24 protein-coding genes, 1 pseudogene and 1 riboswitch are annotated in these 22,083 nt (G+C 63.9%); of the genes and pseudogenes, 14 read left to right on the top strand and 11 right to left on the bottom strand.

Annotated features, from left to right (window positions below):
* Nucleotides 1–15 precede the first annotated feature (15 nt).
* The 3 genes from A3M3_RS0105585 to A3M3_RS0105595 are packed head-to-tail and all read left to right on the top strand — an operon-like array spanning nt 16 to nt 3,405.
* Entirely contained in the window at nt 16–885 is an 870-nt protein-coding gene (locus A3M3_RS0105585) for a DUF4031 domain-containing protein (protein WP_028265521.1), read from the top strand.
* Complete coding sequence (locus tag A3M3_RS0105590; protein ID WP_028265522.1) at nt 882–1,661, top strand: 2-phosphosulfolactate phosphatase; 780 nt, start codon at nt 882–884, stop codon at nt 1,659–1,661. Before A3M3_RS0105585 ends, A3M3_RS0105590 begins: the two co-directional genes overlap by 4 nt.
* A gap of 46 nt (nt 1,662–1,707) precedes the next feature.
* Nucleotides 1,708–3,405 (top strand): sialidase family protein, encoded by a 1,698-nt coding sequence (locus A3M3_RS0105595; protein WP_028265523.1) that lies wholly within the window; start codon nt 1,708–1,710, stop codon nt 3,403–3,405.
* Between the two features lie 20 nt (nt 3,406–3,425).
* Here the strand turns inward: A3M3_RS0105595 and poxB are convergent, their stop codons facing one another.
* From poxB to A3M3_RS0105625, 6 genes are all read right to left on the bottom strand, one after another.
* Complete coding sequence (gene poxB / locus A3M3_RS0105600) at nt 3,426–5,162, bottom strand: ubiquinone-dependent pyruvate dehydrogenase (protein ID WP_028265524.1); 1,737 nt, start codon at nt 5,160–5,162, stop codon at nt 3,426–3,428.
* A gap of 89 nt (nt 5,163–5,251) precedes the next feature.
* Nucleotides 5,252–5,653, bottom strand: a complete 402-nt coding sequence (locus A3M3_RS0105605) for a YccF domain-containing protein (RefSeq protein ID WP_028265525.1) — start codon at nt 5,651–5,653, stop codon at nt 5,252–5,254.
* 162 nt (nt 5,654–5,815) lie between these two features.
* Nucleotides 5,816–6,292, bottom strand: coding sequence for a hypothetical protein (locus A3M3_RS0105610; RefSeq protein WP_035741387.1), 477 nt, complete (start codon nt 6,290–6,292; stop codon nt 5,816–5,818).
* A gap of 140 nt (nt 6,293–6,432) precedes the next feature.
* The gene (locus tag A3M3_RS0105615; protein ID WP_035741388.1) at nt 6,433–6,909 is read right to left on the bottom strand and encodes an SRPBCC family protein; all 477 of its coding nucleotides are present in this window, start codon (nt 6,907–6,909) and stop codon (nt 6,433–6,435) included.
* The gene (locus tag A3M3_RS0105620) at nt 6,906–7,256 is read right to left on the bottom strand and encodes an ArsR/SmtB family transcription factor (protein ID WP_028265528.1); all 351 of its coding nucleotides are present in this window, start codon (nt 7,254–7,256) and stop codon (nt 6,906–6,908) included. Before A3M3_RS0105620 ends, A3M3_RS0105615 begins: the two co-directional genes overlap by 4 nt.
* Before the next feature lie 209 nt (nt 7,257–7,465).
* Complete coding sequence (locus A3M3_RS0105625) at nt 7,466–8,062, bottom strand: phosphoribosylanthranilate isomerase (protein WP_028265529.1); 597 nt, start codon at nt 8,060–8,062, stop codon at nt 7,466–7,468.
* Between the two features lie 133 nt (nt 8,063–8,195).
* On the opposite strand from A3M3_RS0105625, the gene A3M3_RS0105630 reads away from it, so the two are divergent.
* The 5 genes from A3M3_RS0105630 to A3M3_RS0105650 all read left to right on the top strand — a co-directional run bounded on the left by A3M3_RS0105630 (nt 8,196) and on the right by A3M3_RS0105650 (nt 11,510).
* Nucleotides 8,196–8,825, top strand: a complete 630-nt coding sequence (locus tag A3M3_RS0105630; RefSeq protein ID WP_028265530.1) for a HutD/Ves family protein — start codon at nt 8,196–8,198, stop codon at nt 8,823–8,825.
* Nucleotides 8,826–8,971: 146 nt separating this feature from the next.
* A riboswitch (guanidine-III (ykkC-III) riboswitch) is annotated at nt 8,972–9,036 on the top strand.
* 10 nt (nt 9,037–9,046) lie between these two features.
* A complete protein-coding gene (locus A3M3_RS0105635; RefSeq protein ID WP_028265531.1) occupies nt 9,047–9,361 on the top strand; it encodes a DMT family transporter in 315 nt (104 codons plus the stop codon).
* 2 nt (nt 9,362–9,363) lie between these two features.
* Nucleotides 9,364–9,729, top strand: coding sequence for a DMT family transporter (locus A3M3_RS0105640; protein ID WP_028265532.1), 366 nt, complete (start codon nt 9,364–9,366; stop codon nt 9,727–9,729).
* Between the two features lie 76 nt (nt 9,730–9,805).
* A complete protein-coding gene (locus A3M3_RS0105645; RefSeq protein ID WP_028265533.1) occupies nt 9,806–10,825 on the top strand; it encodes an aldo/keto reductase in 1,020 nt (339 codons plus the stop codon).
* Between the two features lie 34 nt (nt 10,826–10,859).
* The gene (locus tag A3M3_RS0105650; protein ID WP_028265534.1) at nt 10,860–11,510 is read left to right on the top strand and encodes an MBL fold metallo-hydrolase; all 651 of its coding nucleotides are present in this window, start codon (nt 10,860–10,862) and stop codon (nt 11,508–11,510) included.
* A gap of 250 nt (nt 11,511–11,760) precedes the next feature.
* Here the strand turns inward: A3M3_RS0105650 and A3M3_RS0105660 are convergent, their stop codons facing one another.
* On the bottom strand, nt 11,761–13,485 hold the full coding sequence (locus A3M3_RS0105660; protein ID WP_028265536.1) for a DEAD/DEAH box helicase: 1,725 nt from the start codon (nt 13,483–13,485) through the stop codon (nt 11,761–11,763).
* Between the two features lie 400 nt (nt 13,486–13,885).
* On the opposite strand from A3M3_RS0105660, the gene A3M3_RS0105665 reads away from it, so the two are divergent.
* The 6 genes and pseudogenes from A3M3_RS0105665 to A3M3_RS28750 form a co-directional block, all read left to right on the top strand.
* The gene (locus A3M3_RS0105665; protein WP_028265537.1) at nt 13,886–14,575 is read left to right on the top strand and encodes an SAM-dependent methyltransferase; all 690 of its coding nucleotides are present in this window, start codon (nt 13,886–13,888) and stop codon (nt 14,573–14,575) included.
* A 277-nt stretch (nt 14,576–14,852) separates the two neighbouring features.
* The gene (locus A3M3_RS0105670) at nt 14,853–16,310 is read left to right on the top strand and encodes a glyceraldehyde-3-phosphate dehydrogenase (RefSeq protein ID WP_028265538.1); all 1,458 of its coding nucleotides are present in this window, start codon (nt 14,853–14,855) and stop codon (nt 16,308–16,310) included.
* Nucleotides 16,311–16,382: 72 nt separating this feature from the next.
* Entirely contained in the window at nt 16,383–17,408 is a 1,026-nt protein-coding gene (locus tag A3M3_RS0105675; protein WP_028265539.1) for an ATP-dependent 6-phosphofructokinase, read from the top strand.
* A 228-nt stretch (nt 17,409–17,636) separates the two neighbouring features.
* Nucleotides 17,637–17,831 carry a hypothetical protein gene (locus A3M3_RS27890; RefSeq protein WP_155854294.1) on the top strand — a complete coding sequence of 65 codons (195 nt, stop codon included), beginning with the start codon at nt 17,637–17,639 and terminating at the stop codon, nt 17,829–17,831.
* Between the two features lie 157 nt (nt 17,832–17,988).
* Nucleotides 17,989–18,351: an ATP-binding cassette domain-containing protein gene (locus tag A3M3_RS29230; RefSeq protein WP_269317245.1), complete on the top strand. Its 363-nt coding sequence runs from the start codon at nt 17,989–17,991 to the stop codon at nt 18,349–18,351.
* 89 nt (nt 18,352–18,440) lie between these two features.
* A pseudogene (locus tag A3M3_RS28750) lies at nt 18,441–18,640 on the top strand (6-phosphofructokinase); the annotation flags it as partial.
* Between the two features lie 2 nt (nt 18,641–18,642).
* On the opposite strand, the gene A3M3_RS0105695 reads toward A3M3_RS28750, so the two are convergent.
* From A3M3_RS0105695 to rpe, 4 genes are all read right to left on the bottom strand, one after another.
* On the bottom strand, nt 18,643–19,638 hold the full coding sequence (locus tag A3M3_RS0105695) for a Gfo/Idh/MocA family protein (protein ID WP_028265540.1): 996 nt from the start codon (nt 19,636–19,638) through the stop codon (nt 18,643–18,645).
* Between the two features lie 67 nt (nt 19,639–19,705).
* Complete coding sequence (fbaA, locus tag A3M3_RS0105700) at nt 19,706–20,725, bottom strand: class II fructose-bisphosphate aldolase (RefSeq protein WP_028265541.1); 1,020 nt, start codon at nt 20,723–20,725, stop codon at nt 19,706–19,708.
* Between the two features lie 52 nt (nt 20,726–20,777).
* On the bottom strand, nt 20,778–21,251 hold the full coding sequence (locus A3M3_RS0105705; RefSeq protein ID WP_028265542.1) for a ribose-5-phosphate isomerase: 474 nt from the start codon (nt 21,249–21,251) through the stop codon (nt 20,778–20,780).
* A gap of 11 nt (nt 21,252–21,262) precedes the next feature.
* Complete coding sequence (rpe, locus tag A3M3_RS0105710) at nt 21,263–21,973, bottom strand: ribulose-phosphate 3-epimerase (RefSeq protein WP_028265543.1); 711 nt, start codon at nt 21,971–21,973, stop codon at nt 21,263–21,265.
* Nucleotides 21,974–22,083: the final 110 nt, after the last annotated feature.

Here is a 22,083-nt window from a genome sequence, read left to right on the forward strand (position 1 = left end):
CCCCGGACGCAGGCCATGGCTTTATACCTGGATCCGCCGCTGTGGCCCGCACACGGGACGGTGTTCTCCCATCTCGTCTCGGACACATCGCTTGCGGAACTGCACGCCTTTGCCAAGGCCGCGGGGATTCCCGGGCGAGCCTTCGACGGCGACCACTACGACGTCCCGGAGCGCCGCTACCAGGACCTCCTGTCCGCCGGTGCCATCCCCGTGGAGGCCCGCATCTTGGTCCGCAAGCTGATCGCGAGCGGTTTGCGCATCCCTGCCCGGGAACGGAGCAAAGCCCTCACCGTACCCCTTCTGGAGCGCTGGAATTCAACGCTTCCGGGGCATGAGGAGCTTGGTTTCGAGCTCCTGGAACGCTGGGGCGAAGGGCACCGGAAGTATCACAGCCGCACGCATTTGTTGGCCGTGCTCGAAGCTTTGGACCTCCTCACCGGGCCCGCGCTCACCCCGCGCCCGGTAACCCTCGCCGCATGGTTCCACGACGCCGTCTATGAGGGAATCGCGGGGCACGACGAAGAACAATCGGCCTCGTTGGCCGAGGACCGGCTTGCCATAGCAGGCCTTCCCAAGGCAGTGGTTGACGAGGTCGCCCGGCTCGTCAGGCTGACTTCCACGCACAGCCCCGAACCAGGAGATCACGCGGGCGCGCTCCTGTGCGACGCCGATCTCTCCATCCTCGGCGCAGAACCCGCCGCATATGCCCGCTACCTCAGCGCCGTCCGCGAGGACTATGCCCACGTCAGTGACGCCGACTTTGCCTCAGGCAGGGCCTCGGTGGTCAGGCAATTGCTTGCCCTGGATCCGCTCTTCCACAGCGAACGAGCCCAGGGTCTCTGGCTGGATGCCGCGCGCCGTAACCTGGAGGCCGAACTTTCATGACCACGGCGGCGGCGGTGCACCGGCAGCTTCCGTTCGCGGTGAGGTTTGAATGGGGGCTCGACGGCGGCCGTGCCATAGCGTCCGGCGCCGACCTTGCAGTGGTGGTTGACGTCCTCTCCTTCACCACATGCGTCAGTGTCGCCGTCGACCGCGGGGCTGTCGTGTTCCCCTACCCTTGGAAGGATGCCGGAGCCGAGGATTTCGCCAAGCATCACGGCGCCCGGCTGGCGGGCACGAGGGGAGGCGGCGGACTGAGCCTCGCGCCGTCGAGCCTTCGCGACGCGAGAGCGCTGAACCGCGTGGTGCTCCCATCGCCCAACGGCTCATCGATTGCCTACGAGCTCGCGCGGGAAGTCCCAATCATCGCGGCCGTCTCGCTGCGCAACGCAGCCGTCACCGCGGATTGGGTGGCGGCCGAACTTCCCCCTGAGGCGGTGGTGGCGGTGATCGCCGCCGGCGAGCGCTGGCCCGGCGGTTCGCTCCGGCCCGCCGTGGAGGATCAGATCGGGGCCGGCGCCTTCATCGCCGGACTCGCGGCCGCGGGGCGGGGCGGCTTCACCCCGGAAGACGGCAAGGAAGGTTTCTCTCCGGAGGCTGAGGCCGCGATGGCTGTCTTCAATGCTTCCGAGCCCCGACTCCGCGATGCTCTGGAAGAGTGTTCGAGCGGCCGGGAGCTGATCGGCGCCGGGTACCCCGACGACATCGAGATCGCCGCCGAACTTGACGCCGGGATCGCTGTGGCCCTGTTGAGGGACGGTGCGTTCCGGAGGCCCTGAGTATGGCCAAGCCTACGCGCCCCGCGGCACCTCCTATCATGGACATATGACCTCCTATCTCCAAGACCAGGGCGCCGCACTCCCCCCAGCCCGTCCCGACGTCGAGCACGTCCTGGCCGTGCGCGGCGCGGGAGGCTACCGGCAATACCGCATCCCGGCGCTGGCCGTCTCCACGGCGGGAACAGTGCTCGCCGCCTACGACGGCAGGCCGAACCTTGACGACCTGCCCAACCCGATCGACCTCTTGCTCCGCCGCAGCACGGACAGCGGCCGTACCTGGGAGGAACAGCGGGTGGTTCGCAGCGGTTCCGGGCTCAATGGCTACGGCGACCCCAGCCTCCTGGTAGACGCCCAGACCGGGCGGATCTTCATGTTCCACGCCGCAGGCACGCACGCGGGCTTCTTCGAGGCAGTGGCCGGGCTGGAACCGGAAGACGACGTGCAGCATTGCGATGTCAGCTTTTCCGACGACGACGGCGTCACCTGGCAGCACCGGCGTCTCACCGAGCAGCTCAAGCTGGGCCGTGTCAAGCTGGGCCGTGGCGAACGCGGCATCACCGGGATCTTCGCCGCGGCCGGGCAGGGAATCCAGCTGCACGCCGGTCCGTTCGCCGGGCGCCTGGTGCAGCAATTCGTGGTGCTCGTGGACGGCGAAATCCTGGCAGCTTCCGCGTACAGTGACGACCACGGCGAGAACTGGACACTTGGTTCACTGATCGGGAAGGGTCCGGCAGGGATCGGCCCCAACGAGAACAAAGTCGCGTGCCTCGACGACGGCCGCCTCCTCCTGCATTCACGCGCGACGCCCCGACGCCTGGCCGCGACCTCCCACGACGGCGGCGAAACGTGGAGTCAGCTGGAACGGGTAGAGGACCTCCCGGACCCGAGCGACAATGGTTCCTTGGTCCGCTTCGACGGAATGCCGAGCGTGACGTCCCTGAGCAACCGGGCCACGGACACTTGGCTGCTGGCGAGCAACAACCAGGACACCTCGCTCCGCCGCAACACGGTCCTCAGCCTGTCCACGGACAACGGTGTCACTTGGCCCGCCAAGCTCCTGCTGTGCGAGGGCAGCTCGGCTTACTCGACGGCTGCCCGGCTTCCGGACGGGAACATCGGCGTCCTGTACGAACGGCAGGGCTACCGCGAGATCGTCTTCGTTTCCGTGCCGGTGGAACAGCTGACGGAGCAACTTCGCGTGCCGGATCGAGGCGCCACCGAGTCCCAGTCCGCCGGCGTCGAGTTCCACATGGAACTGCGCTCCATCACTCCCGGACGGCCCACGGTGTGGCGGAACGCCGGAGAATTCCACGTCATCTCCCCGGACAACACCGGCGATTGGGACGTACAGACCTGGAAGGAAGTCGGCCAAGGCTACTCCGCCGAGCAAGCCCAAGTCCTCGGTACCCGCGAAGCCCAGGACCTCAACTACGGCCCCATCATTCCAGGCTACAAAGCCGGGGACATCCTCGCCTTCACCGGACGCGCCCGCAATCTGGGCACCCGGCCGGCTGCCGGCGTCGTACTCCTCGGACCGCACGCGAACGCCCCCGACTTCCCGCCCACCGACCTCGCGCCGGGCGCGGAAGCCCTGTACTTCACTCCCGTGTACACCGTCACCGAAGAGGATCTTGCGCGGGACTCGCTTGAGCTGACCTTTACGGTGGCGTACGACGGCGGCGCGCGGGCCGTGGAGCGCAGCTTCAGTTTCGATCTGCGCAGCGGAGCCGTGACGGCTAATTAGGGCGGCGCTTGGGGCGCTCCTTAGAAAATCTGGCGGATGTTGGTCTTCGCGAGGTCGATGAGTTGGTCGCCGCGGCCCGAGAGGACGGTCCGGATCGCGTAGAGCGTGAAGCCCTTGACCTGTTCAGCGCTGATCGCCGGCGGAATGGACAATTCCTGCCGGGCCGTTCGGACATCGATCAGGGCCGGGCCGTCGTGGGCGAAAGCTTCCGCCAATCCCGCCTTCAGCCCGGAGGAGTCGTCCACCCGGATCCCGCGGATGCCCAGCGATTCCGCGAGCTTCGCAAAGTCCGGGATCTCCAGTTCCGTGCCGAAATTGACGAAGCCCGCGGCCTTCATTTCGAGCTCCACGAAATTCAGTGAGGAGTTGTTGAAGACCACCACTTTGACGGGGAGCTTGTTCTGCACCAAGGTAATCAGCTCACCGAGAAGCATGGTCAGGCCGCCGTCCCCGGCCAAGGCAACCACTTGGCGGCCGGGATACGCGGCAGCCGCACCAATTCCGTGCGATAGAGCATTGGCCATGGTTCCGTGGTTGAACGAGCCAAGAAGCCTCCGCCGACCGTTCATGGTCAGATAGCGGGCGGCCCACACGGTGGGGGACCCGACGTCGCACGTGAAAACAGCATCCGGGGCTGCCAACTCGTCCACAAGCCTGCCCACAAACTGCGGATGGAGGGGCTGGCCGCCCTTCGCCGGAGAGGCGAGGTCATCGAGTTTAGCGCGCGACCTGGCGTAGTGCTTGAGCGAGGTGCTCAGGTGGGTACGCTTCGACTTGCGTTCGATCAGGGGCAGGAGCGAGGCCGCCGTATCCTTGACCGTGCCCACGAGCCCAAGGTCAAGCGGGGTACGCCTGCCGAGCTGCTCGCCCCGGATATCCACTTGGATGATCTTGGCGTTCTCCGGGTAGAACTGCTGGTACGGAAAATCGGTGCCCAGCATGAGCAAGGCCTCGCAGCTCGCCATGGCACGGTAACCGGAACTGAACCCCAAGAGCCCGGTCATGCCGACGTCGAACGGGTTGTTGTACTCCAGGTGTTCCTTGCCGCGCATCGCGTGGACGATCGGCGCCCCTAACGCGTCCGCGAGGGCCATGACCTCAGCGTGCGCACCCGCGGCGCCGGCGCCGGCCAGGATGGTGACTTTGCTGGCCGCGTTGAGCATGCCAGCTGCCTCCGCGAGCTCACGGCTATTGGGGCGGATCTCTGGCCGGGCGGCGCGGATCACCGCGGTCCGCTCGCTGTGCGCCTCCGCGAGGGCAACATCGCCGGGAATCACGACGACGGCGACACCCCGCTTCTCGACCGCCGTCCGCATGGCGATCTCCAGGACCCTGGGCATCTGGGAAGCATGGGCGACGTGCTCGACGTAGACACTGCATTCCCGGAATAGTTCTTGGGGATGGGTTTCCTGGAAGTACTGGCTGCCGATCTCTTCGCTGGGAATGTGGGCGGCGATGGCCAGCACGGGAACCCTGGACTTGTTGGCATCGTAGAGCCCGTTGATCAGATGCAGGTTGCCCGGTCCGCAGGATCCTGCACACACCGCCAGTTCATCGGTAAGACCCGCCTCTGCAGCTGCTGCCAACGCCGCGGCTTCCTCGTGCCTGACATGGACCCAGCGGATACTGTCTTCCTCCCTCAGGGCATCCGTGAACCCGTTGAGCGAATCTCCGGGGATCCCATAGACGCGTTGGATGTTGTTGGCTTTGAGGGTGGCGACGATGTTCTTGGCAACAGTGTTCCTGGCGGCGGGCATGGACTGTTCCTTTCGAGGGAGGCAGTGCAGACACCGCCTACGCTACTCCGGAACAATCCATGGCGCCTTACGCAAGGAGGACCCCGGGGTCAGCGGTAGGTGCTGACGAAGGGACGGTTGCTCGGCACGATCTGCTTTCCCAACGGCATGAGCGACACCGGGATGAGCTTCAGGTTGGCGATGGCCAAGGGAATCCCGACGATGGTGATGGCCATGGCGAATGCAGTGACCACGTGGGCGACCGCGATCCAAATGCCCGCCACCAGCAACCAGATGACGTTGCCCAGGAGTGTAAAGATGCCCCCGCTCCCGGGCTTGTCAACGACCATACGACCAAACGGCCACAGTGCGTACGAGGCGATCCGGAACGACGCGATGCCCCACGGGATGGTGACGATCATCAAGCAACAGAGAATTCCGGCCATGAAATATCCCAAGGCCAGAACGAAGCCGCCGAAGACGAGCCAGATGATGTTGAGCAACGTTTTCATGTTTCCATTGTCCCTTGTGGGACGCAGCCGCGGCCTAGGGGTTCGCCCTGAAATACCCCTGATCTTCCGATCCCCGCTCAGCTATGCGGCCCTTTTCCCGGACGCCCGCTCACATATGGGGCCAAAGTCGGTCAGCGTCGACAGGATTTCCCTGACGAAGGCCTATTTGCAGTTGACGCTCAGCCAGGTTGTGACGGGAGCCATCGCCTTTTCGAACTTTCCGCTCGAGTACACCGTTTGGTCCTGCAAGCCGGCGATAGCCGTGTCCTTGAAATTCGTGAAATCTGCCCTGAAGCTTTCCGGGACGCGCTCGGCGGTTGCGGTGAGCTCGGCCTTATCCTGCTCCAGTTCCGCAGTCTTTCCCTGCGCCGCAGACATGGGTAGCAACGACGCTCCCGTGGCTTCCTGGGAGACGGTGGAACACATTTCGGCTGCCGAAGCGAAGCCCCCGTACGGGCCCGACGATGGACTTGGGCTTGCGCTGGCCGACGCGGTTCCGTCAGTGCTAGAGGGCGACGGCGTACCAGCCGAGGCGTTGCCCCCACCCTGCGCGGAGCAGCCGGACAGCGCCAGAGCGGCGAAGAAGGCGATCGTCAGGTATCGGATAGGGCCGTTAAGAGGTTTAGCAAGGATCTTCAAAGGTCGCATTCTGCTTGGCGGTCAGTCCCCGGAGCCATTCGGCCCCGAGGAACAATTGCATTCTGTCCCCGCCGTGGGAGTCTAGCCCGAATGGCCTCCGACCTTCCAAGTTGACTTCTGGCATTTGCTGGTTGCCCGGGCTATTCCCGCACCAACAGGGTGTCCAACTTTGTGAACGAAGTCCCCCATCCTTCGCGAGTCATTTCAACCCATTCGTCCGAGTCAAACGGTCCTTGCGTAAGGTGAAGCCGGGTGCGGTTGCCTTCCAGTACCTCAAACTCAAGGCGCATTTCGAGCAAAAGGGTGATCCCGGCGTCGGGCTCTGCTTTTTGGGTGGCCACCAGCAACGCAGGCGGATCGTAAGCGGTGATGACAGCGTCAATAGGCGATTCCTTGGTGGCACCGTCCTCGTCCCAGGTCATCACGAGCTGCCAGACGCCACCCACTCTGGGTTCCACGACAATCCGGTCGCGCGGCGAGTCGACGCCCACCGGCCCGAACCATGCAGCCAGCTGCTCGGGGTCCACGAAGGCTTCGAAGACTAGCTCACGTGGGGCGTCGAAGTCGCGGGTCATGGTGAGGATGTGCTGTTCAGTGGTGCTCTGTTCCGTGTTCATTGCTTGACCCCTCGATCGTTTGAATCGTGCTGAATCTTGCGTAGGTGGGCGTCGAGGCGGGTGAAGCTGACATCCCAGAATCGCCTGTATTCGTCCATCCATTCGGTGGCTTCGCGCAATGGTTCTGCTTCCAGTTTGGAAGACCTCCATTGCGCATTCCGGCTCCGGCTGATGAGCCCCGCGTTTTGCAGGACCTTGAGATGCCGCGAGACGGCGGGAAGGCTGATGTCGAACGGTTCGGCAAGCTCGTTCACGGTGGCTTCACCCTCCGACAGGCGGGCGAGAATGGCCCTTCGGGTGGGGTCGGCAAGTGCCGAGAAGATGAGGCTGAGCCGATCTGTGGGCATCGTTGGCGCCTTAGTATTTAACGCATTGGCTAAATAGCCGATGTGTTAAATATCTTATCTCGAAGCGCGGCTGTCAATGGTTTTTCGAAGCCTGGACTCCCTCAGACGCGCGTTACCTTTTGAGGGGCAAACCGCAAACGCACGCTCATGACTTCTGCAGGAGGATCGCGCCAAAAGGCACCAAAAGTGAGCGGGCGTCCGGGGTGGGGTCAGGCTTTTGCGGCCCGGACGAAGGCCCGGACGAGCTCAAGGTCCTTCACCCCGCGCGAGGACTCAACGCCGCTGGACACATCTACGCCCCAAGCTGCTGCTTCATGCGCTGCGGCCCCTACATTGGACGGGGTCAGGCCGCCGGCCAACAACCAGTGGCGCCCGCCCAGAGCGAATTTCCGAACCGAGGAAAAGTCCCAAGCCTCCCCCGAACCCGGGACAGCGGCGTCAATCAGGAGGAGTTCCTCGCCCCACTCCTCGAACTCCTCCGGCGCGGCACCCATGGTGACCGCCCTGATCAGCCGCATCCCGGCGTCGTGCACGGTCTTTACATCTTCCTGCGAGCGGCTGCCGTGCAGTTGGACCCATTTCAGGCCAGCCTCGCGGGCTGTCGCAACGGCGTCGGCGGCGGTCTCGCGGCGGAAGACTCCGACGGCGGCCACACCTTTCGGTACATGGACGAGTAGGTCCCGGGCGCGGTCTGGCGATATCTGGCGCGGACTCTTGGTCAGCACGAAACCCACGGCGTCTGCGCCGGACTCGACGGCGGCCTGCACGGATTCAGGCGTGCTCAGGCCGCACACTTTGACGAACATTCCGGGCCTCCAACCTTTTACCTCCCTACGACGTTAGCAAGGGCATCGGGGATTGATGAACCGAGCCAAGTTTGCGCCGATGTTACGGGAGCGTTCAGCCGGGTGCAGGCAGGCTCGGGCTAGGCTGGAGCGCATGGAGATCATCCGTTTTGCCCAGCTCAAGCCTCAACCGTGGCGCAACGGCGGCGGGGTGACCCGCGAACTGGCGAGCCATCCGGAAGCGGCGTCGGCGCAAGACGGGGCGTGGGACTGGCGCGTCAGCATCGCCGACGTCGTATCGGCCGGCGATTTCTCGATGTTCCCCGGTATGGAGCGCGTCATCACGGTGATCGACGGCGAGTTGCTGCTGCTCACGGTGGACGGTGAAGAGCACCCCTTGGAAAAGTACCGGCCCTTCCGGTTTTCCGGAGAAGCAGCCTCTTCCAGCGCGCTCCCGACCGGCGACATCCGGGATCTCAACGTGATCGCCCGCGCCGGCGAATTCAAGGGCTACACGTCCATCATCGAACTCTCCAAGAAGCGTGCGCACCCGGTGTTCGAGGGCCAGTTGGCGGTCCTCTTGGAGGGCAAGGCTTCCGTCACTTCCGGCGCGCAGACTGCGGAAAGCGCGGAGGCACCAGACGGCGAAGCCGCGACGACGGAACCTGTGGACCTCGCTCGCTACGACGCGGTAGTCGGATCGGACACCCGCAGTCCGGAAATCCTGGGCCGTGGATTCCTGGCCGTTATCTCCATCGACCGCGTGGAGCATGCGCACTCCTAGGTCCGGGCGCTGGACATAATGCCAACATGCCCACCCGCATACTCCAGCACTGGACATGTCCCTTGGTGGTGCTCGCGGCTGGGCATGTCCTCTGGCGCGGATCGCCACCAAAACTGGCCCCCCGGCGTCGAGCTTGCTAGCCTCGAAGTAAGGCCAGCACAGGGACCTCCGGACGACGGCTCAGTACCCGGCACGCGACAAGACTGGCCAAAGGATATGTCATGTCGTGGTTAATCCTCATCCTCTCCGGTGGACTCGAAGCCGTCTGGGCAGCCGCACTTCACCGTTCGCAAGGCTTCCGCAGGCCATTGCCTTCCGCCGTCTTTCTCGTCACCGTGGTTGCGAGCACCGCGGGACTGGCCTTCGCCATGCAATCCATCCCCACGGGCACCGCTTACGCAGTGTGGGTGGGGGTCGGCGTCGTCCTCACGGCCGTTTACGCGATGATCGCCAAAGTTGAGCGCCCGACGGCGGCACGCCTGCTGCTGCTCGCGGGTATCGGCGTGTGCGTGGTCGGCTTGAAGGTGGTGGCGTAGCAATGTCCGCCAAGTTCGCATGGGCAGTTCTGTTGGCCTCCTCCGTCCTCGAAGCGGTGTGGGCGACGGCCCTCGGCCTGTCCAACGGATTCAGCCAAGCTATCCCCACCGCCGTCTTCGCCGTCGCGGCGACCCTTAGCATGATCGGCCTCAGTATCGCAGTAGGGCGCATTCCCCTTGGCACGGCCTACGCCGTTTGGGTGGGGATCGGCGCTGCGCTCACGGTCGGCTGGGCGATGGCCACCGGCGTCGAACCCCCCAGCCCGCTCAAGCTGATCTTCATCGCGGGAATCGTGGGTTGCGCAGCAGGACTGAAGGGGCTTCCCTCGGAGCAGCGTGACGAAGTGGCCGAGCCAGCCGAGCTTTGAGCCGGGCGTGCGGAATACTCCCCCGCCCCGCGGAGTTGCCAGCAATGAGATGACCACTCGGCGAAGGAGAACAACCATGAGCCCGGAACCCACGACGGCACACCTCGGCGACGGCCTGACCGTGAGCCCCCTCGGATTCGGTGGAATGGCGTTGACGCCTGTGTACGGCGAGGTGGACCCCGCCGAATCCCTCGGGACACTGCATCATGCCGTGGACGCCGGCATCAGCTTCATCGATACGGCGGATATTTACGGCGCGGGCGAGAACGAGGAACTGATTGCCAAACTGTTGAAAGAGCGCCGCGACGAGGTCCAGCTCGCTACCAAGTTCGGAATCGTGGGCAATCCGCGGGATGGCTACACCGATGTCCGCGGAGATACCGCCTACGTGACCCAGGCGGCGGAAGCGAGCCTCCGCCGCCTGGGCACTGATGTCATCGACCTCTACTACATGCACCGCCGTGACCTCCGCGTTCCGATTGTGGAAACCGTGGACGCCATGGCGGAGCTTGTCCGGGCGGGCAAGGTCCGGCACCTGGGCTTGTCGGAAGTGACGGCCGAGGAGCTAAGGGAAGCCAACGCCGTGCACCCGATCGCCGCAGTGCAGAGCGAATGGTCAATCTGGAGCCGGGACGTTGAACGCAACGTCGTCCCGGCTGCAGCCGCGTTGGGAGTGGGCTTCGTACCCTATTCACCGCTTGGCCGGGGGTTTCTGACCGGGACCGTCAACGCCGAACAACTCGGCGAGAACGACTTCCGGCACCGCATCCCCCGTTTTGCCGACGGAGCCCTTGACGCGAACCAGGCGGTTGTTGCCGCGGTGCGCTCCGTGGCCGCTGAGCTGTCGCAGAGCACTGGACGGGATGCAACCGCCGCCCAGGTGGCTTTGGCGTGGCTTTTCGCCCAGGGCCGCCGCCTCAAGCTCAGCGTGGTCCCCATCCCCGGCACACGCAAGGCGCACCGGATCGACGAGAACCTGGGAGCCCTGTCGCTCGTGTTGAGTGCCGCCCAACTGGACGTGCTCGACGGCGCTGCGGACGCCGTCGTCGGCTCACGGTCCGCGGATCCCACCTGGGTTTCGCAGGGCCGCGAATAATCGCTAAGCCGCGCTGCTTCCGTAGAGTGGACGAATGGACTCACTCATTCATTCACTGCGTGACATCACCATCCGGCGTATCTCGGTCAGCGAGATGAACAACAACGTGTACCTGCTCACCGCCAAGGGAAGTGGTGCGCAGATCCTGATCGACGCCGCGGACGACCTTCCAGCCATCCAGCAAATGATCCGGGCCTCGGCCGCGGACACTACTGCTACACCGAACCTGGCCCTGATCGCCACGACGCACCAGCATTGGGACCACGTCCGTGCGCTTCCCGGGTTAGTGGAAGCTACGGGCGCGAAGACCTCTGCCGGCGAGGACGACGCTGACGCGCTGCCGGTGCCTGTGGACGTGCCGTTGCGCCATGGCGATGTTGGAAACTTCGACGGTTTCGACATCACCGCGGTGCACTTGCGCGGACACACTCCGGGTTCAATTGCCTACGTGTACCAAGATCCGGAAGGGCCGACGCACATTTTCAGTGGCGACTCCTTGTTCCCGGGAGGCGTTGGCAACACCCAGAACGATGCCGCCCGCTTCACATCGCTTTTGAACGACGTGACGGAACGGGTGTTCGAGGTTTACCTGGACGACACCGTGGTTCATCCTGGCCATGGAGATCCGACCACACTCGGTGCGGAACGGCCTCACTTGGCTGAATGGCGCGAGCGCGGCTGGTAACCCACAGGCACATGTCCGTTATTTGGGCTCAGGAGTGGACATCTCAGGAATATGTCCACTCCTTGTTCCCCACGTTGAGCATGTCCATCCGTGCATTCCGCTACGGAACACGGCACATGCTCATTCTTTGGGCTCAGGAGTGCACATATCAGGAATATGTCCACTCCTTGTTCCCCACGTTGAGCATGTCCATCCGTGGTGGCCTAGCGAGCCAGGCCACCTAGCGGGACTGCCTTGGACTCCAAGCTGCCTAGCGGCCGCGGCGCTCGTTCGACGCCGGAGCAGAAGCACGTCGCGGGCCGCTGCGCGTCGGGCGGCCCGAACCGGAGTTGCCCGAGCCGGAGCCGTATGAGCCGCCGGAGTTGCCGCCCGTGTTCGAGGACCATACAGCCTTGTTGCCAGTGCTGCGGGTGGACGTGGCAGATTCCGTGCGCGGAGCCGACGCCGAGCGGTTACCGCCAGATGCACGCTGGCCGGTTGCCGGACGGCCGCTGCGGCCACCCTGGCCCTGTGCGCCTGGAACGTCGTTGCGGTGAGTGGAGCCAGCGTTGCCGCGTCCACGCGAGCTGCGGGCGACGTCGTCGTTCGCAGCAGCGCGGCGCTCCGCACGGTTGATGTCGGTGCGGACGGGCTCGGCCGCAACCTTGCCACGTCCACCGCGACCACCACGACCACCCGCAGTGGGTGCAGCCTGGGTGGTGCGGCGGCTGCGCTTGCGCTGGGCATTGGCACCGGTGGAGGTGCCGCCGCCCGGCTGCTGGGTCTTCGCGGCGAGCAATGCCGCCCGAGTACGCGGATCAACTTTGTCCGCAACGTCGCCCACGAGCTTGGCAACCAGCGGTGAGTTGGCTGTGACGCGTTCGAAGGATACGTCGACGCCGGCGGCCTTCATAAGCTTCTTGACGTCGGACTGCTGCTCGGGGAGCGTCAACGTGACCACAGTGCCGTCGGAACCTGCGCGGGCCGTACGGCCGGAGCGGTGCAGGTAAGCCTTGTGCTCGGTGGGTGGGTCAACGTGGATGACGAGTTCGACGTCGTCGACGTGTACACCGCGGGCGGCGACGTCGGTGGCCACCAGGACTCGGACCTCGCCGCTGGAGAACTCGGCGAGGTTGCGGTCACGGGCGTTCTGCGACAGGTTTCCATGGAGATCGACGGCGGGGATGCCGCAATCGGTCAGGGTCTTGGCCAATTTGCGGGCGTGATGCTTGGTCCGCATGAAAAGGACGCGGCGACCGGCACCGGACGCGAGCTCGACGATCAGTTGCTTCTTGACGGTCTGGTCGTTGACCACCAGGACGTGGTGCTCCATGGTGGTGACCGCAGCCTGGGGGTCATCAACGGAATGGGTCAGCGGGTTGGACAGGTAACGGTTGACCAGCTTGTCAACACCGTTGTCCAGCGTCGCGGAGAAGAGCAGGCGCTGGCCCTGGGCGGGGGTCATGTCCATGAGTTTCTTGACGACCGGGAGGAAGCCGAGATCGGCCATATGGTCGGCCTCGTCCAGCACCGTGATCTCGACAGCTTCCAAGGTCAGGATGCGCTGGCGGATGAGGTCCTCGAGGCGGCCCGGGCAGGCGATGACAATATCGACGCCGGCGCGGAGGGCCTTTTCTTGGCGGGCCTGGGAGATCCCGCCGTAGATGACGGTGGTGTTCAGGCCCATGGCCTTGGCCAGCGGTTCAATAGTGGCGTTGATCTGGGTGGCGAGCTCACGGGTTGGTGCGAGGACCAAGCCCATGGGGCGGCCGGGCTTGCGGAAGTGCTTGGCTTCGCGCTCGGCGAGACGCGCCACAAGCGGGATAGCGAAAGCGATGGTCTTACCGGAGCCAGTGCGTCCGCGGCCCAGGACGTCGCGGCCTGCGAGCGTGTCCGGGAGGGTCTTGACCTGGATGGGGAAGGCTTCTTCAATTCCATCTGCGGCGAGGGACTCGGCGATGGCCTTGGGCGTGCCAAGGGCAGCAAAAGTAGTCATGTGTTTCAAGGGTCTTTCTGGCGGTGTCCAACGGACATCGTCCCCCGACGCCGGTTGGGCCAAGGGTTCGCCGAGGAAAAAGTCAGTGATCGACCGGTGGGCAATAAGCCGTGGCCGGGACCAGAGAAAACGCGTTCATCGACGCAGGATGTGCCTCTCACATGAAAAAAGCCCACTTCCCAAGTTTGGAATTAATCCAAATTCGGGGACTAAGCGGGCATCACTGCACATCAAGTAGATCCATTCTAGCATCTGCGAGCTACTCCCCTTCGCACGACCGTCCCCTTGCCCAACTAACTCGCATTTGTTGTCGCTCTGAGCCTCCAAAACGACAACAAATGCGAGTTAGTTGGGCGGGGCGGGCGTTGCCTCTGGGGGCCTCTCGGGGCAGGCTTGAGCCATGACGCACCATCACGACGGCGAAGCCCCCCTCTCCAGCGGAACCCGCCTTTCCAGCGAAGCCCCCGACGCCGACCCGGCTCAGTTCTGGGATGATGTCTACCGCGAAAAGGCGAAGAAATGGAGCGGGAATCCCAATCCGCAGCTGATCGCGGAAGCCACGGGCCTTGCCCCCGGCACCGCCCTGGACCTGGGCTGCGGCGAGGGCGCAGACGCCATCTGGCTCGCCCAGCACGGCTGGACGGTGACCGCGGTGGATGTCTCCGCCGTCGCGCTTGAACGCGCAGCAACCCATGCGGTCGACGCCGGGTTGCAGGACAGCATCGCTTGGCAGCAGCGGGACTTCGGCTCATGGCATCCGGAAGAGAGCTTCGAATTGGTGTCCTCCCAATTCCTCCATTCTCCGCTGGTCCCGTGGCCGGAATTCCTGGTCTCTGCCGCATCCGCCGTGGCTTCCGGCGGCACCCTGCTGGTGGTCGGGCATCACCCGGAAGGCCTGACTCCGTGGAGCGCACACAAAGAAATGAAGGACAAGTTCTTCACGCCCGAGGACCTGGTGGAGGCCCTCACGAACGGTCCGGGGACTTGGCGGATCAACGTTGCCGATTCGCGGGAGCGAGTGGTTACCGGCCCTGAAGGCCAACAAGCCACCACCATCGACAGCGTGCTCCGGGCCACCCGAAGCCACTGATCCAAGTCGCTTCGGTGCCAGGCTGGGGGCGACTGGCCAGCCAGTCGCCCGCATTCCGCATGCCCTCAGGAAGCGGTCCACCGAGGAATCTTGAAGCCCAGCGGAGGATTTTCATGCGCGACCACCCAAACGGGTGGTTTAAACCATCCCGAATCAGCGTTTCGCCTACCCGCAAATGACAGGACGATGGATGCCAAGACAACGAGACCGGCGGCACACGATCCGCTTTTAGAAAGGAAGCCCGATGCTAGAGACTTCAGCTTCTCGTCTTTTGTGGATGGGCCGGGAGGCGTTGGCTGAGGCCATGATTCCGGTGATTGGCCGGTTGTACCGGGAAAATAATGTGGTGACGAGCATCCATGGGCGCAGTTTGGTCAACACGTCCACGATGGGGATCTTGAAGGCGCATCGTTTCGCGCGTCGGATCAGCAAGGAAGAGCTGCCTTTGGAGGAGACGGCGCCGTTGTTGGATGTCCTGGCGGGGCTGGAGCTGGGGGCTGCGGCGATTGATATTGCCCGGTTGAATGAGAAGTTCAAGTCCGAGGGCGGTGGCCTGTCTTTGGAGGAATTCCTCCGGGCCGAGCTGGCCGGGGTTGTGGGGCGTCGGGGCGCGGATGACCGGAGCAGTACCGATGTGGTGTTGTATGGTTTCGGGCGGATCGGCCGGCTCCTGGCGCGGTTGCTGATTGAGAAGGCCGGTGGCGGGCACGGGCTGCGTCTGCGTGCGATCGTGGTGCGTAAGGGGGCGGAGAACGATCTGGTCAAGCGGGCGAGTCTGCTGCGCCGGGATTCGGTGCATGGTTCTTTCGAGGGGACCATCCGGGTGGACGAGGCTGCGAACACGATCACGGCCAACGGTGTGCAGATCCAGGTTATTTACTCGGAGAACCCTTCCACGGTCGATTACACGGCTTATGGCATCAAGGATGCCCTGGTGGTGGATAACACGGGCCGGTGGCGCGATGCCGAGGGCCTGTCCCAGCACTTGGCCAGCAAGGGCGTGGCGCGGGTGTTGCTCACGGCCCCGGGCAAGGGCGATTTGAAGAACATTGTTCATGGCATCAACCATTCCTCGATTCTGGACTCGGACACGATCGTCACCGCGGCGTCGTGCACCACGAACGCGATTACCCCGGTGCTCAAGGCGCTGAACGACAGGTTCGGGGTCATCCACGGGCACGTGGAGACCGTGCATTCGTTCACGAACGATCAGAACCTGATCGATAACTTCCATAAGGGCGACCGGCGGGGGCGTTCGGCTGCGCTGAACATGGTGATTACCGAGACGGGTGCGGCCAAGGCGGTGGCCAAGGCCCTGCCTGAGTTGCAGGGCAGGCTGACCGGCAACGCGATCCGGGTGCCGACTCCGGATGTGTCGATGGCCATTTTGAATCTGAGCCTGGAGACGGGGACCACGAAGGAGGAGGTCAACGACTACCTTCGTGAGATGTCGTTGCACTCGGAGCTGCGCAAGCAGATCGACTTCATCGATTCGCCCGAGGTTGTCTCCACGGACTTCGTGGGCTCCCGCCGGGCCGGCATCGTGGACGGTCTGGCCACGATCGCCAACGGCAAGAATCTGGTGGTCTATGTCTGGTACGACAACGAATTCGGCTACTCGTGCCAGGTGGTGCGCGTCGTGGAAGAAATGGCAGGCGTGAAGCGGCCCTCGTTCCCGGTGAGGGATGTCGTTGAGGAAGCCATGCCGGTGCTTGCCGCCCTGGGATCGGCCTAGCGTCCGCCCTCCACCACTCATGTCACCGGGCCGAACCCATGCCCGCAAACCTTCTTAGATTTGAGCCGAAACATGAAAATTGGAATCCTCACCAGCGGGGGCGACTGTCCCGGTCTAAACGCCGTTATCCGCGGTGCCGTGCTCAAGGGCATTGCCGTCCACGGCCAGGAATTCGTCGGTTTCCGGGACGGCTGGCGTGGTGTGGTTGAGGGCGACGTCATCGAGATTCCCCGCACCATGGTCCGGGGCATCGCGAAGCAGGGCGGAACCATCCTTGGCACCTCCCGCACCAACCCGTTCGAGAACGGCGGCGGCCCCGAGGTCATCAAGGCCCACATGAAGCGATTGGGCATCGAGGCGATCATCGCCATCGGCGGGGAAGGCACCCTGGCCGCGGCCAAACGCCTGACCGACGCCGGACTGAAGATCGTCGGCGTTCCCAAGACAGTGGACAACGACCTTGACGCCACGGACTACACCTTCGGTTTCGACACCGCCGTCCAAATCGCCACCGAGGCCCTGGACCGGCTACGCACCACCGGAGAATCGCACCACCGCTGCATGATCGTGGAGGTCATGGGCCGGCACGTGGGCTGGATCGCCCTGCACGCCGGGATGGCAGCCGGCGCGCACGCCATCCTCATCCCCGAGCAGAAGATCAGCATCGAGCAGATAGCCCAATGGGTCAAGGAAGCCCACACCCGAGGCCGCGCGCCACTGGTAGTGGTGGCCGAAGGGTTCGTCCCGGACCACATGGAATCACCGCACTCCGAACGCGGCCTGGACACCTTCGGCCGTCCCCGGCTCGGTGGCATCGCGGACCAACTGGCCCCGGAAATCGAAGCCCTGACCGGCATCGAAACCCGTGCCACCATCCTGGGCCACATCCAGCGCGGCGGCGTGCCCTCAGCCTTCGACCGCGTCCTGGCCACCCGCCTGGGCATGGCCGCCATCGACTCCGTGGTCGAAGGCTTCTGGGGCACCATGACAGCACTCAAAGGCACCGAAATCGAACGAGTAGCATTCGAGGACGCCCTGAACAAACTCAAGACCGTCCCCCAGAACCGCTACGACGAAGCCGCAGTCCTGTTCGGCTGAACCCCGCGGCCAGCCTGTCGGGCTGAGGGGCCCGAGGCCCTCCCGAGACAGCGATCATAGGAATTGCTCGGACACCGGACCGTCTTGCCGACCGTGCCGAGCTGATTGGCGGCGTCCAGGATCCGGGCCGCAGCCGCATGTGCCTGCTGGCAGAGCATCGCGTAACTGTGCCCGTTTTCTCTCCATTTGATTCATCGGAGGACTGCGCACAGGCGTGCTGGCAGGCCAATGAAGTCACTACCGCTTCCCCTCGGACCCGAGGTGGATTCCGGCTACTGGGTCCGCCAAACGAGCAACGGGCTGGAGATTGACTTCCTGGAAGTCGCCGACAAGTCCCGCCGCCAGGGACTCGGCACACCTACCATCAGGCCGTCGCGCCGGCAGCATTCCCGGCCGTCTCCCGTCCCGGTCGCCCAGGAATGACGATGCCTTCTGGTATGGGACCACGTAGTAAGTACTGCTGCCCTATCTTTCAGAAGCTTGACCTTCGCATGGTCGAGTTGGCCGCCTAACGATTTACCTCGTTGGGCGTGGGTCCGCACCGCAAGCGGGTTGTCGCGCCACGCGACGGGTCCTGGATTTGAAACAAATCAACCGGCTCGCCGGCGGGACAAAGGCCTTCGACCCGATGCCCCTGCTGGAATCCGTCGGCATGGCCCACCGTGCGAGCAACCGTCCGGGCCAGCTCTCCGGCGGGGAACGCCAGCGCGTAGGCATCGCGCGGGCACTTGTCACCGGGGCGAAACTCCTTCTCGTGGATGAACCGACCGCGTCCCTGGACCGTGCTCGCAGCCGCGAAGTCGTGGAACTCCTCGCACGTCAGAGCCATGACCACGGCGTCGCAACCGTCATGGTTACCCATGACCATGACGTCCTCGGCTACTGCGACCGCGTCGCCGAAATGGTGGACGGCCGCTTAGGGGCCCCGGCCCCGATCCGCTAACCAGCCCGATCCCAAGCGCGCGACGGCGGCCCGCTCAGCAGGCCGCCGTCGCGCCGTACTCTTGATGCGTACGTAAAGTCAGTGTCAAAGGATCCCGCCAGCGCGGCGGCGTGCCCTCAGCCTTCGACCGGGTCCTGGCCACCCGCCTGGGCATGGCCGCCATCGACTCCGTGGTCGAAGGCTTCTGGGCACCATGACAGCACTCAAAGGCACCGAAATCGAACGAGTAGCTTTCGAGGATGCCCTGGACAAGCTAAAAGTCGTTCCGCAGAACCGTTACGACGAAGCGGTTCAGACGTCCCCCTCTTGTTTCCGCGCTGCCCTGTCGAGAGCTTCCAACGCCCGCGCGTTGTTTGCCGCGTCCGTGAGGTCGTAGCGGAGCGGCGTTCCGTTGAGGACGCTGTCAGCGAAGTGTTCGCCCATCCGTACGAAGTGGTTTTCGCCCTTGACCTCGTGATAGATCGTGTCCTGCCCGAAGTGATGCTCCTCCAGGACCGAATCCTCCTCCAGGAGCCCAAAAGGATTGTCGAGGTAGAGCCGGCCTTCGGTGCCCGTGAGTTCCAGGAAGTTGCGCCGCTCGAGATTCACTCCGGTATCAAACAGCGCGGTCGCGCCGCCGGGAAAGCGCAGCATGCCGGCAATGCTGGTGTCGACCCGACCTCCGTCGATGGCGTCACGGTAGTTGCCAAAGGCGGCGACTCGAGCCGGCTCCTGGGCCGTGACCATCCGGCTCATGTTGACGCAGTAGCACCCGGTATCGAAAAGTGCGCCGCCGCCGAGCCCGGCATACCAGCGGATGTTGTCGTCCCCGCCCGCATCGAAGGAGTGAGCGACGTGGACAAAAGTCAATTTGCCCACCGTGCGGGCCGCGAGCAGCTCTTGCAGCTTCTCGAAACGCGGGTGAAACCGGTACATAAAACCTTCTAAGACTTTGAGCCCGGTCTTCTCGGCCTTGCTCGTAATCTCCTCGCACTCGCCGGCGCTCATCGCCAAAGGTTTTTCACAGAGGACGTGTTTGCCTGCGTCCAAGGATTTTAGAATCCATTCGAGGTGCAGGGCATTGGGAAGCGCAATGTAGACGGCGTCAATGTCCGGGGAGGCGAGCAGCGCGTCATAAGAGCCAAACGCCTGTGGGACACCGTGCTTGTCGGCGTACTCTCTGGCCCTTTCCTCGGTGCGGGACGCGATGCCTACGACCTCACCATTTTTCGTTTCCTGCAGCGCCGGAATTGTCTTTCGGACGACTCGGGCGGTGCCCAGTACGCCCCAACGCAGTTTCTCGCTCATTAAACACTCCTTCTTGCAGGCTATCTGCCCCGAGAAAGGCTCTGCCCCTCCTTTAGGGGTTCCGACATTAGAAGGTCTTGCCTACCGAGCCGAGCTGCTTTGCGGCTTCCACGATCCGGGCAGCCATGCCGGCCTCGGCCGAAGCACCCCAGACACGCGGATCATAGGCCTTCTTATTGCCCATCTCGCCGTCGACCTTCAGGACGCCGTCGTAGTTCGAGAACATGTGTCCGGCAACCGGACGGGTGAACGCATACTGGACATCCGTGTCGATGTTCATCTTGATGACACCATAGGAAACAGCATCCGCGATCTCCTGCTCCGTGGAACCCGAACCACCGTGGAACACCAGATCAAACGGGTTGTCCTTGCCGATTTTGGCACCGACCTCCGCCTGGATCTGCTTCAGGAGCTCCGGACGGAGCTTGACGTTGCCCGGCTTGTACACGCCATGGACATTGCCGAACGTCAACGCCGTCAGGTAACGGCCGTTCTCCCCCGCACCCAACGCCTCGATCGTGGCCAAGGCGTCTTCGGTGGTGGTGTAGAGCTTCTCGTTGATCTCGTTCTCCACACCGTCTTCCTCGCCACCGACCGTGCCGATCTCAACCTCGAGGATGATCTTGGCCGCAGCCGCACGCTCCAGAAGTTCCCGGCCGATCCGCAGGTTCTCGGACAAAGTCTCGTGCGAGCCGTCCCACATGTGCGAGTTGAAAATAGGGTCCTTGCCCGCCTTCACCGCTTCCTCCGAAGCAGCCAGCAACGGCAACACAAAATCAGCCAGCTTGTCCTGCGGGCAGTGATCCGTATGCAGGGCAATGTTCACGTTGTAGTTCTTCGCGACCTCACGGGCAAAAGCAGCAAAACCCAAGGAACCGACAACCATGTTCTTGACCGAAGCACCGGACCAATAAGCCGCACCACCAGTCGAAACCTGAATAATGCCATCCGACTCAGCCTCAGCAAAACCACGGATCGCCGCATTCAAGGTCTGCGACGAGGTCACATTCACGGCCGGAAACGCGAAACCACCGGCCTTCGCACGGTCGATCATCTCGGAGTAAATCTCTGGGGTTGCGATGGGCATACTGACTCCTATGCTGATTATTCGTCTGTGCTGGCACGGGTGGGGTGCTGGTTTAGTTGGTGATTTCGCCGGTGGTTTCGTAGGTGGCGATTTGGCTGATGCGGCGTTCGTGGCGTTCGGCGTTGGTGAATGGTTCGGTGAGGAATGCTTTGATGAGTTCGGTGGCTTCGTGGACGGTGTGTTGGCGTCCGCCGACTGCGACGACGTTGGCGTTGTTGTGTTGGCGGGCGAGTTTGGCGGTGTCCAGGTTCCAGGCCAGGGCTGCGCGGACGCCTTTGACTTTGTTCGCGGCGATTTGCTCGCCGTTGCCTGAGCCGCCGAGCACGATTCCGAGGGCGTCCACGCCTGCGGTTTGGTCGGCCACGACGGCGGTAGCGGCGTTAATGCAGAAGGCCGGGTAGTCGTCTTCGGCGTCGTAGGCTGCGGGTCCGTGGTCTATCATTTCGTAGCCGTGGGCGGAGAGGGTGGTGATGAGGTGGGAGCTTAGTTCCATACCTGCGTGGTCGGTTGCGATGTGAACGCGCATGGGGGTGTCCTTCAGGCTTGCCGGGGTTCGGGGGTGGTTGTTTTGGAGGCGAAGGCGAGTTGGCCTTTGGCCCGGAGTGCCTCGATCGCGTCGGCGGGTGAGGGTTTGCCGTAGACGGCTGATCCGGCCACGAAGACGTTGGCGCCGGCTTCGGCGGCGCGGGTGATGGTTTCCTCGGTGATGCCGCCATCAACTTGGATGGCGACGTTCACTCCGGAGCCCTGGACCGCGGCGCGGGCGCGGCGGATCTTGGGGAGCATGACGTCCAGGAATGCCTGGCCGCCGAAACCAGGCTCTACGGTCATGATCAGGAGCATGTCCAGTTCGGGGAGCATGTCCAGGTAGGGTTCGACCGGGGTGGCCGGGCGCAGTGCCATGCCTGCCTTGGCTCCTCGTGCGCGTAGCTCGCGGGCGAGTTTGATGGGGGCATCGGACGCTTCGACGTGGAACGTGACCGAGTGCAGGCCGGCGTCGGCGAACTGGGGCGCCCACCGGTCGACATTGGAAATCATCAGGTGGGCATCCAGCGGAACGGGACTGACTTTTTGTACCCGCTCCACGACGGGCAGACCGATGGTCAGGTTCGGCACGAAGTGGTTGTCCATGACATCGACGTGAACGGCGTCGGCGTTGCTGATGCGGGCAAGCTCGGCTTCGAGGTTGACGAAGTCAGCCGAGAGGATGCTGGGGTTGATGCAGCAATTCCGGGGTGAACTGGACATGGTGTCTGCCTTTCGGTAGCGGTCAGAGCTTGCAGATGAGGGCATGGAGACTCCGAAGAGTCTCCATGCCTCGGGGCGGGGCGGCGCGGCAGCCCCTGAAGGACACCGGC

It is taken from the genome of Arthrobacter sp. MA-N2, assembly GCF_000517125.1.
Lineage (GTDB): Bacteria > Actinomycetota > Actinomycetes > Actinomycetales > Micrococcaceae > Arthrobacter > Arthrobacter methylotrophus.

Bases quoted from the DNA above. Each gene is read 5' to 3' on its own strand.
- A3M3_RS0105585 (WP_028265521.1), top strand. From the start codon at position 16: ATGGCTTTATACCTGGATCCGCCGCTGTGGCCCGCACACGGGACGGTG.
- A3M3_RS0105590 (WP_028265522.1), top strand. From the start codon at position 882: ATGACCACGGCGGCGGCGGTGCACCGGCAGCTTCCGTTCGCGGTGAGG.
- A3M3_RS0105595 (WP_028265523.1), top strand. From the start codon at position 1,708: ATGACCTCCTATCTCCAAGACCAGGGCGCCGCACTCCCCCCAGCCCGT.
- poxB (WP_028265524.1), bottom strand. From the start codon at position 5,162: ATGCCCGCCGCCAGGAACACTGTTGCCAAGAACATCGTCGCCACCCTC.
- A3M3_RS0105605 (WP_028265525.1), bottom strand. From the start codon at position 5,653: ATGAAAACGTTGCTCAACATCATCTGGCTCGTCTTCGGCGGCTTCGTT.
- A3M3_RS0105615 (WP_035741388.1), bottom strand. From the start codon at position 6,909: ATGAACACGGAACAGAGCACCACTGAACAGCACATCCTCACCATGACC.
- A3M3_RS0105620 (WP_028265528.1), bottom strand. From the start codon at position 7,256: ATGCCCACAGATCGGCTCAGCCTCATCTTCTCGGCACTTGCCGACCCC.
- A3M3_RS0105625 (WP_028265529.1), bottom strand. From the start codon at position 8,062: ATGTTCGTCAAAGTGTGCGGCCTGAGCACGCCTGAATCCGTGCAGGCC.
- A3M3_RS0105630 (WP_028265530.1), top strand. From the start codon at position 8,196: ATGGAGATCATCCGTTTTGCCCAGCTCAAGCCTCAACCGTGGCGCAAC.
- A3M3_RS0105635 (WP_028265531.1), top strand. From the start codon at position 9,047: ATGTCGTGGTTAATCCTCATCCTCTCCGGTGGACTCGAAGCCGTCTGG.
- A3M3_RS0105640 (WP_028265532.1), top strand. From the start codon at position 9,364: ATGTCCGCCAAGTTCGCATGGGCAGTTCTGTTGGCCTCCTCCGTCCTC.
- A3M3_RS0105645 (WP_028265533.1), top strand. From the start codon at position 9,806: ATGAGCCCGGAACCCACGACGGCACACCTCGGCGACGGCCTGACCGTG.
- A3M3_RS0105650 (WP_028265534.1), top strand. From the start codon at position 10,860: ATGGACTCACTCATTCATTCACTGCGTGACATCACCATCCGGCGTATC.
- A3M3_RS0105660 (WP_028265536.1), bottom strand. From the start codon at position 13,485: ATGACTACTTTTGCTGCCCTTGGCACGCCCAAGGCCATCGCCGAGTCC.
- A3M3_RS0105665 (WP_028265537.1), top strand. From the start codon at position 13,886: ATGACGCACCATCACGACGGCGAAGCCCCCCTCTCCAGCGGAACCCGC.
- A3M3_RS0105670 (WP_028265538.1), top strand. From the start codon at position 14,853: ATGGGCCGGGAGGCGTTGGCTGAGGCCATGATTCCGGTGATTGGCCGG.
- A3M3_RS0105675 (WP_028265539.1), top strand. From the start codon at position 16,383: ATGAAAATTGGAATCCTCACCAGCGGGGGCGACTGTCCCGGTCTAAAC.
- A3M3_RS27890 (WP_155854294.1), top strand. From the start codon at position 17,637: ATGAAGTCACTACCGCTTCCCCTCGGACCCGAGGTGGATTCCGGCTAC.
- A3M3_RS0105695 (WP_028265540.1), bottom strand. From the start codon at position 19,638: ATGAGCGAGAAACTGCGTTGGGGCGTACTGGGCACCGCCCGAGTCGTC.
- fbaA (WP_028265541.1), bottom strand. From the start codon at position 20,725: ATGCCCATCGCAACCCCAGAGATTTACTCCGAGATGATCGACCGTGCG.
- A3M3_RS0105705 (WP_028265542.1), bottom strand. From the start codon at position 21,251: ATGCGCGTTCACATCGCAACCGACCACGCAGGTATGGAACTAAGCTCC.
- rpe (WP_028265543.1), bottom strand. From the start codon at position 21,973: ATGTCCAGTTCACCCCGGAATTGCTGCATCAACCCCAGCATCCTCTCG.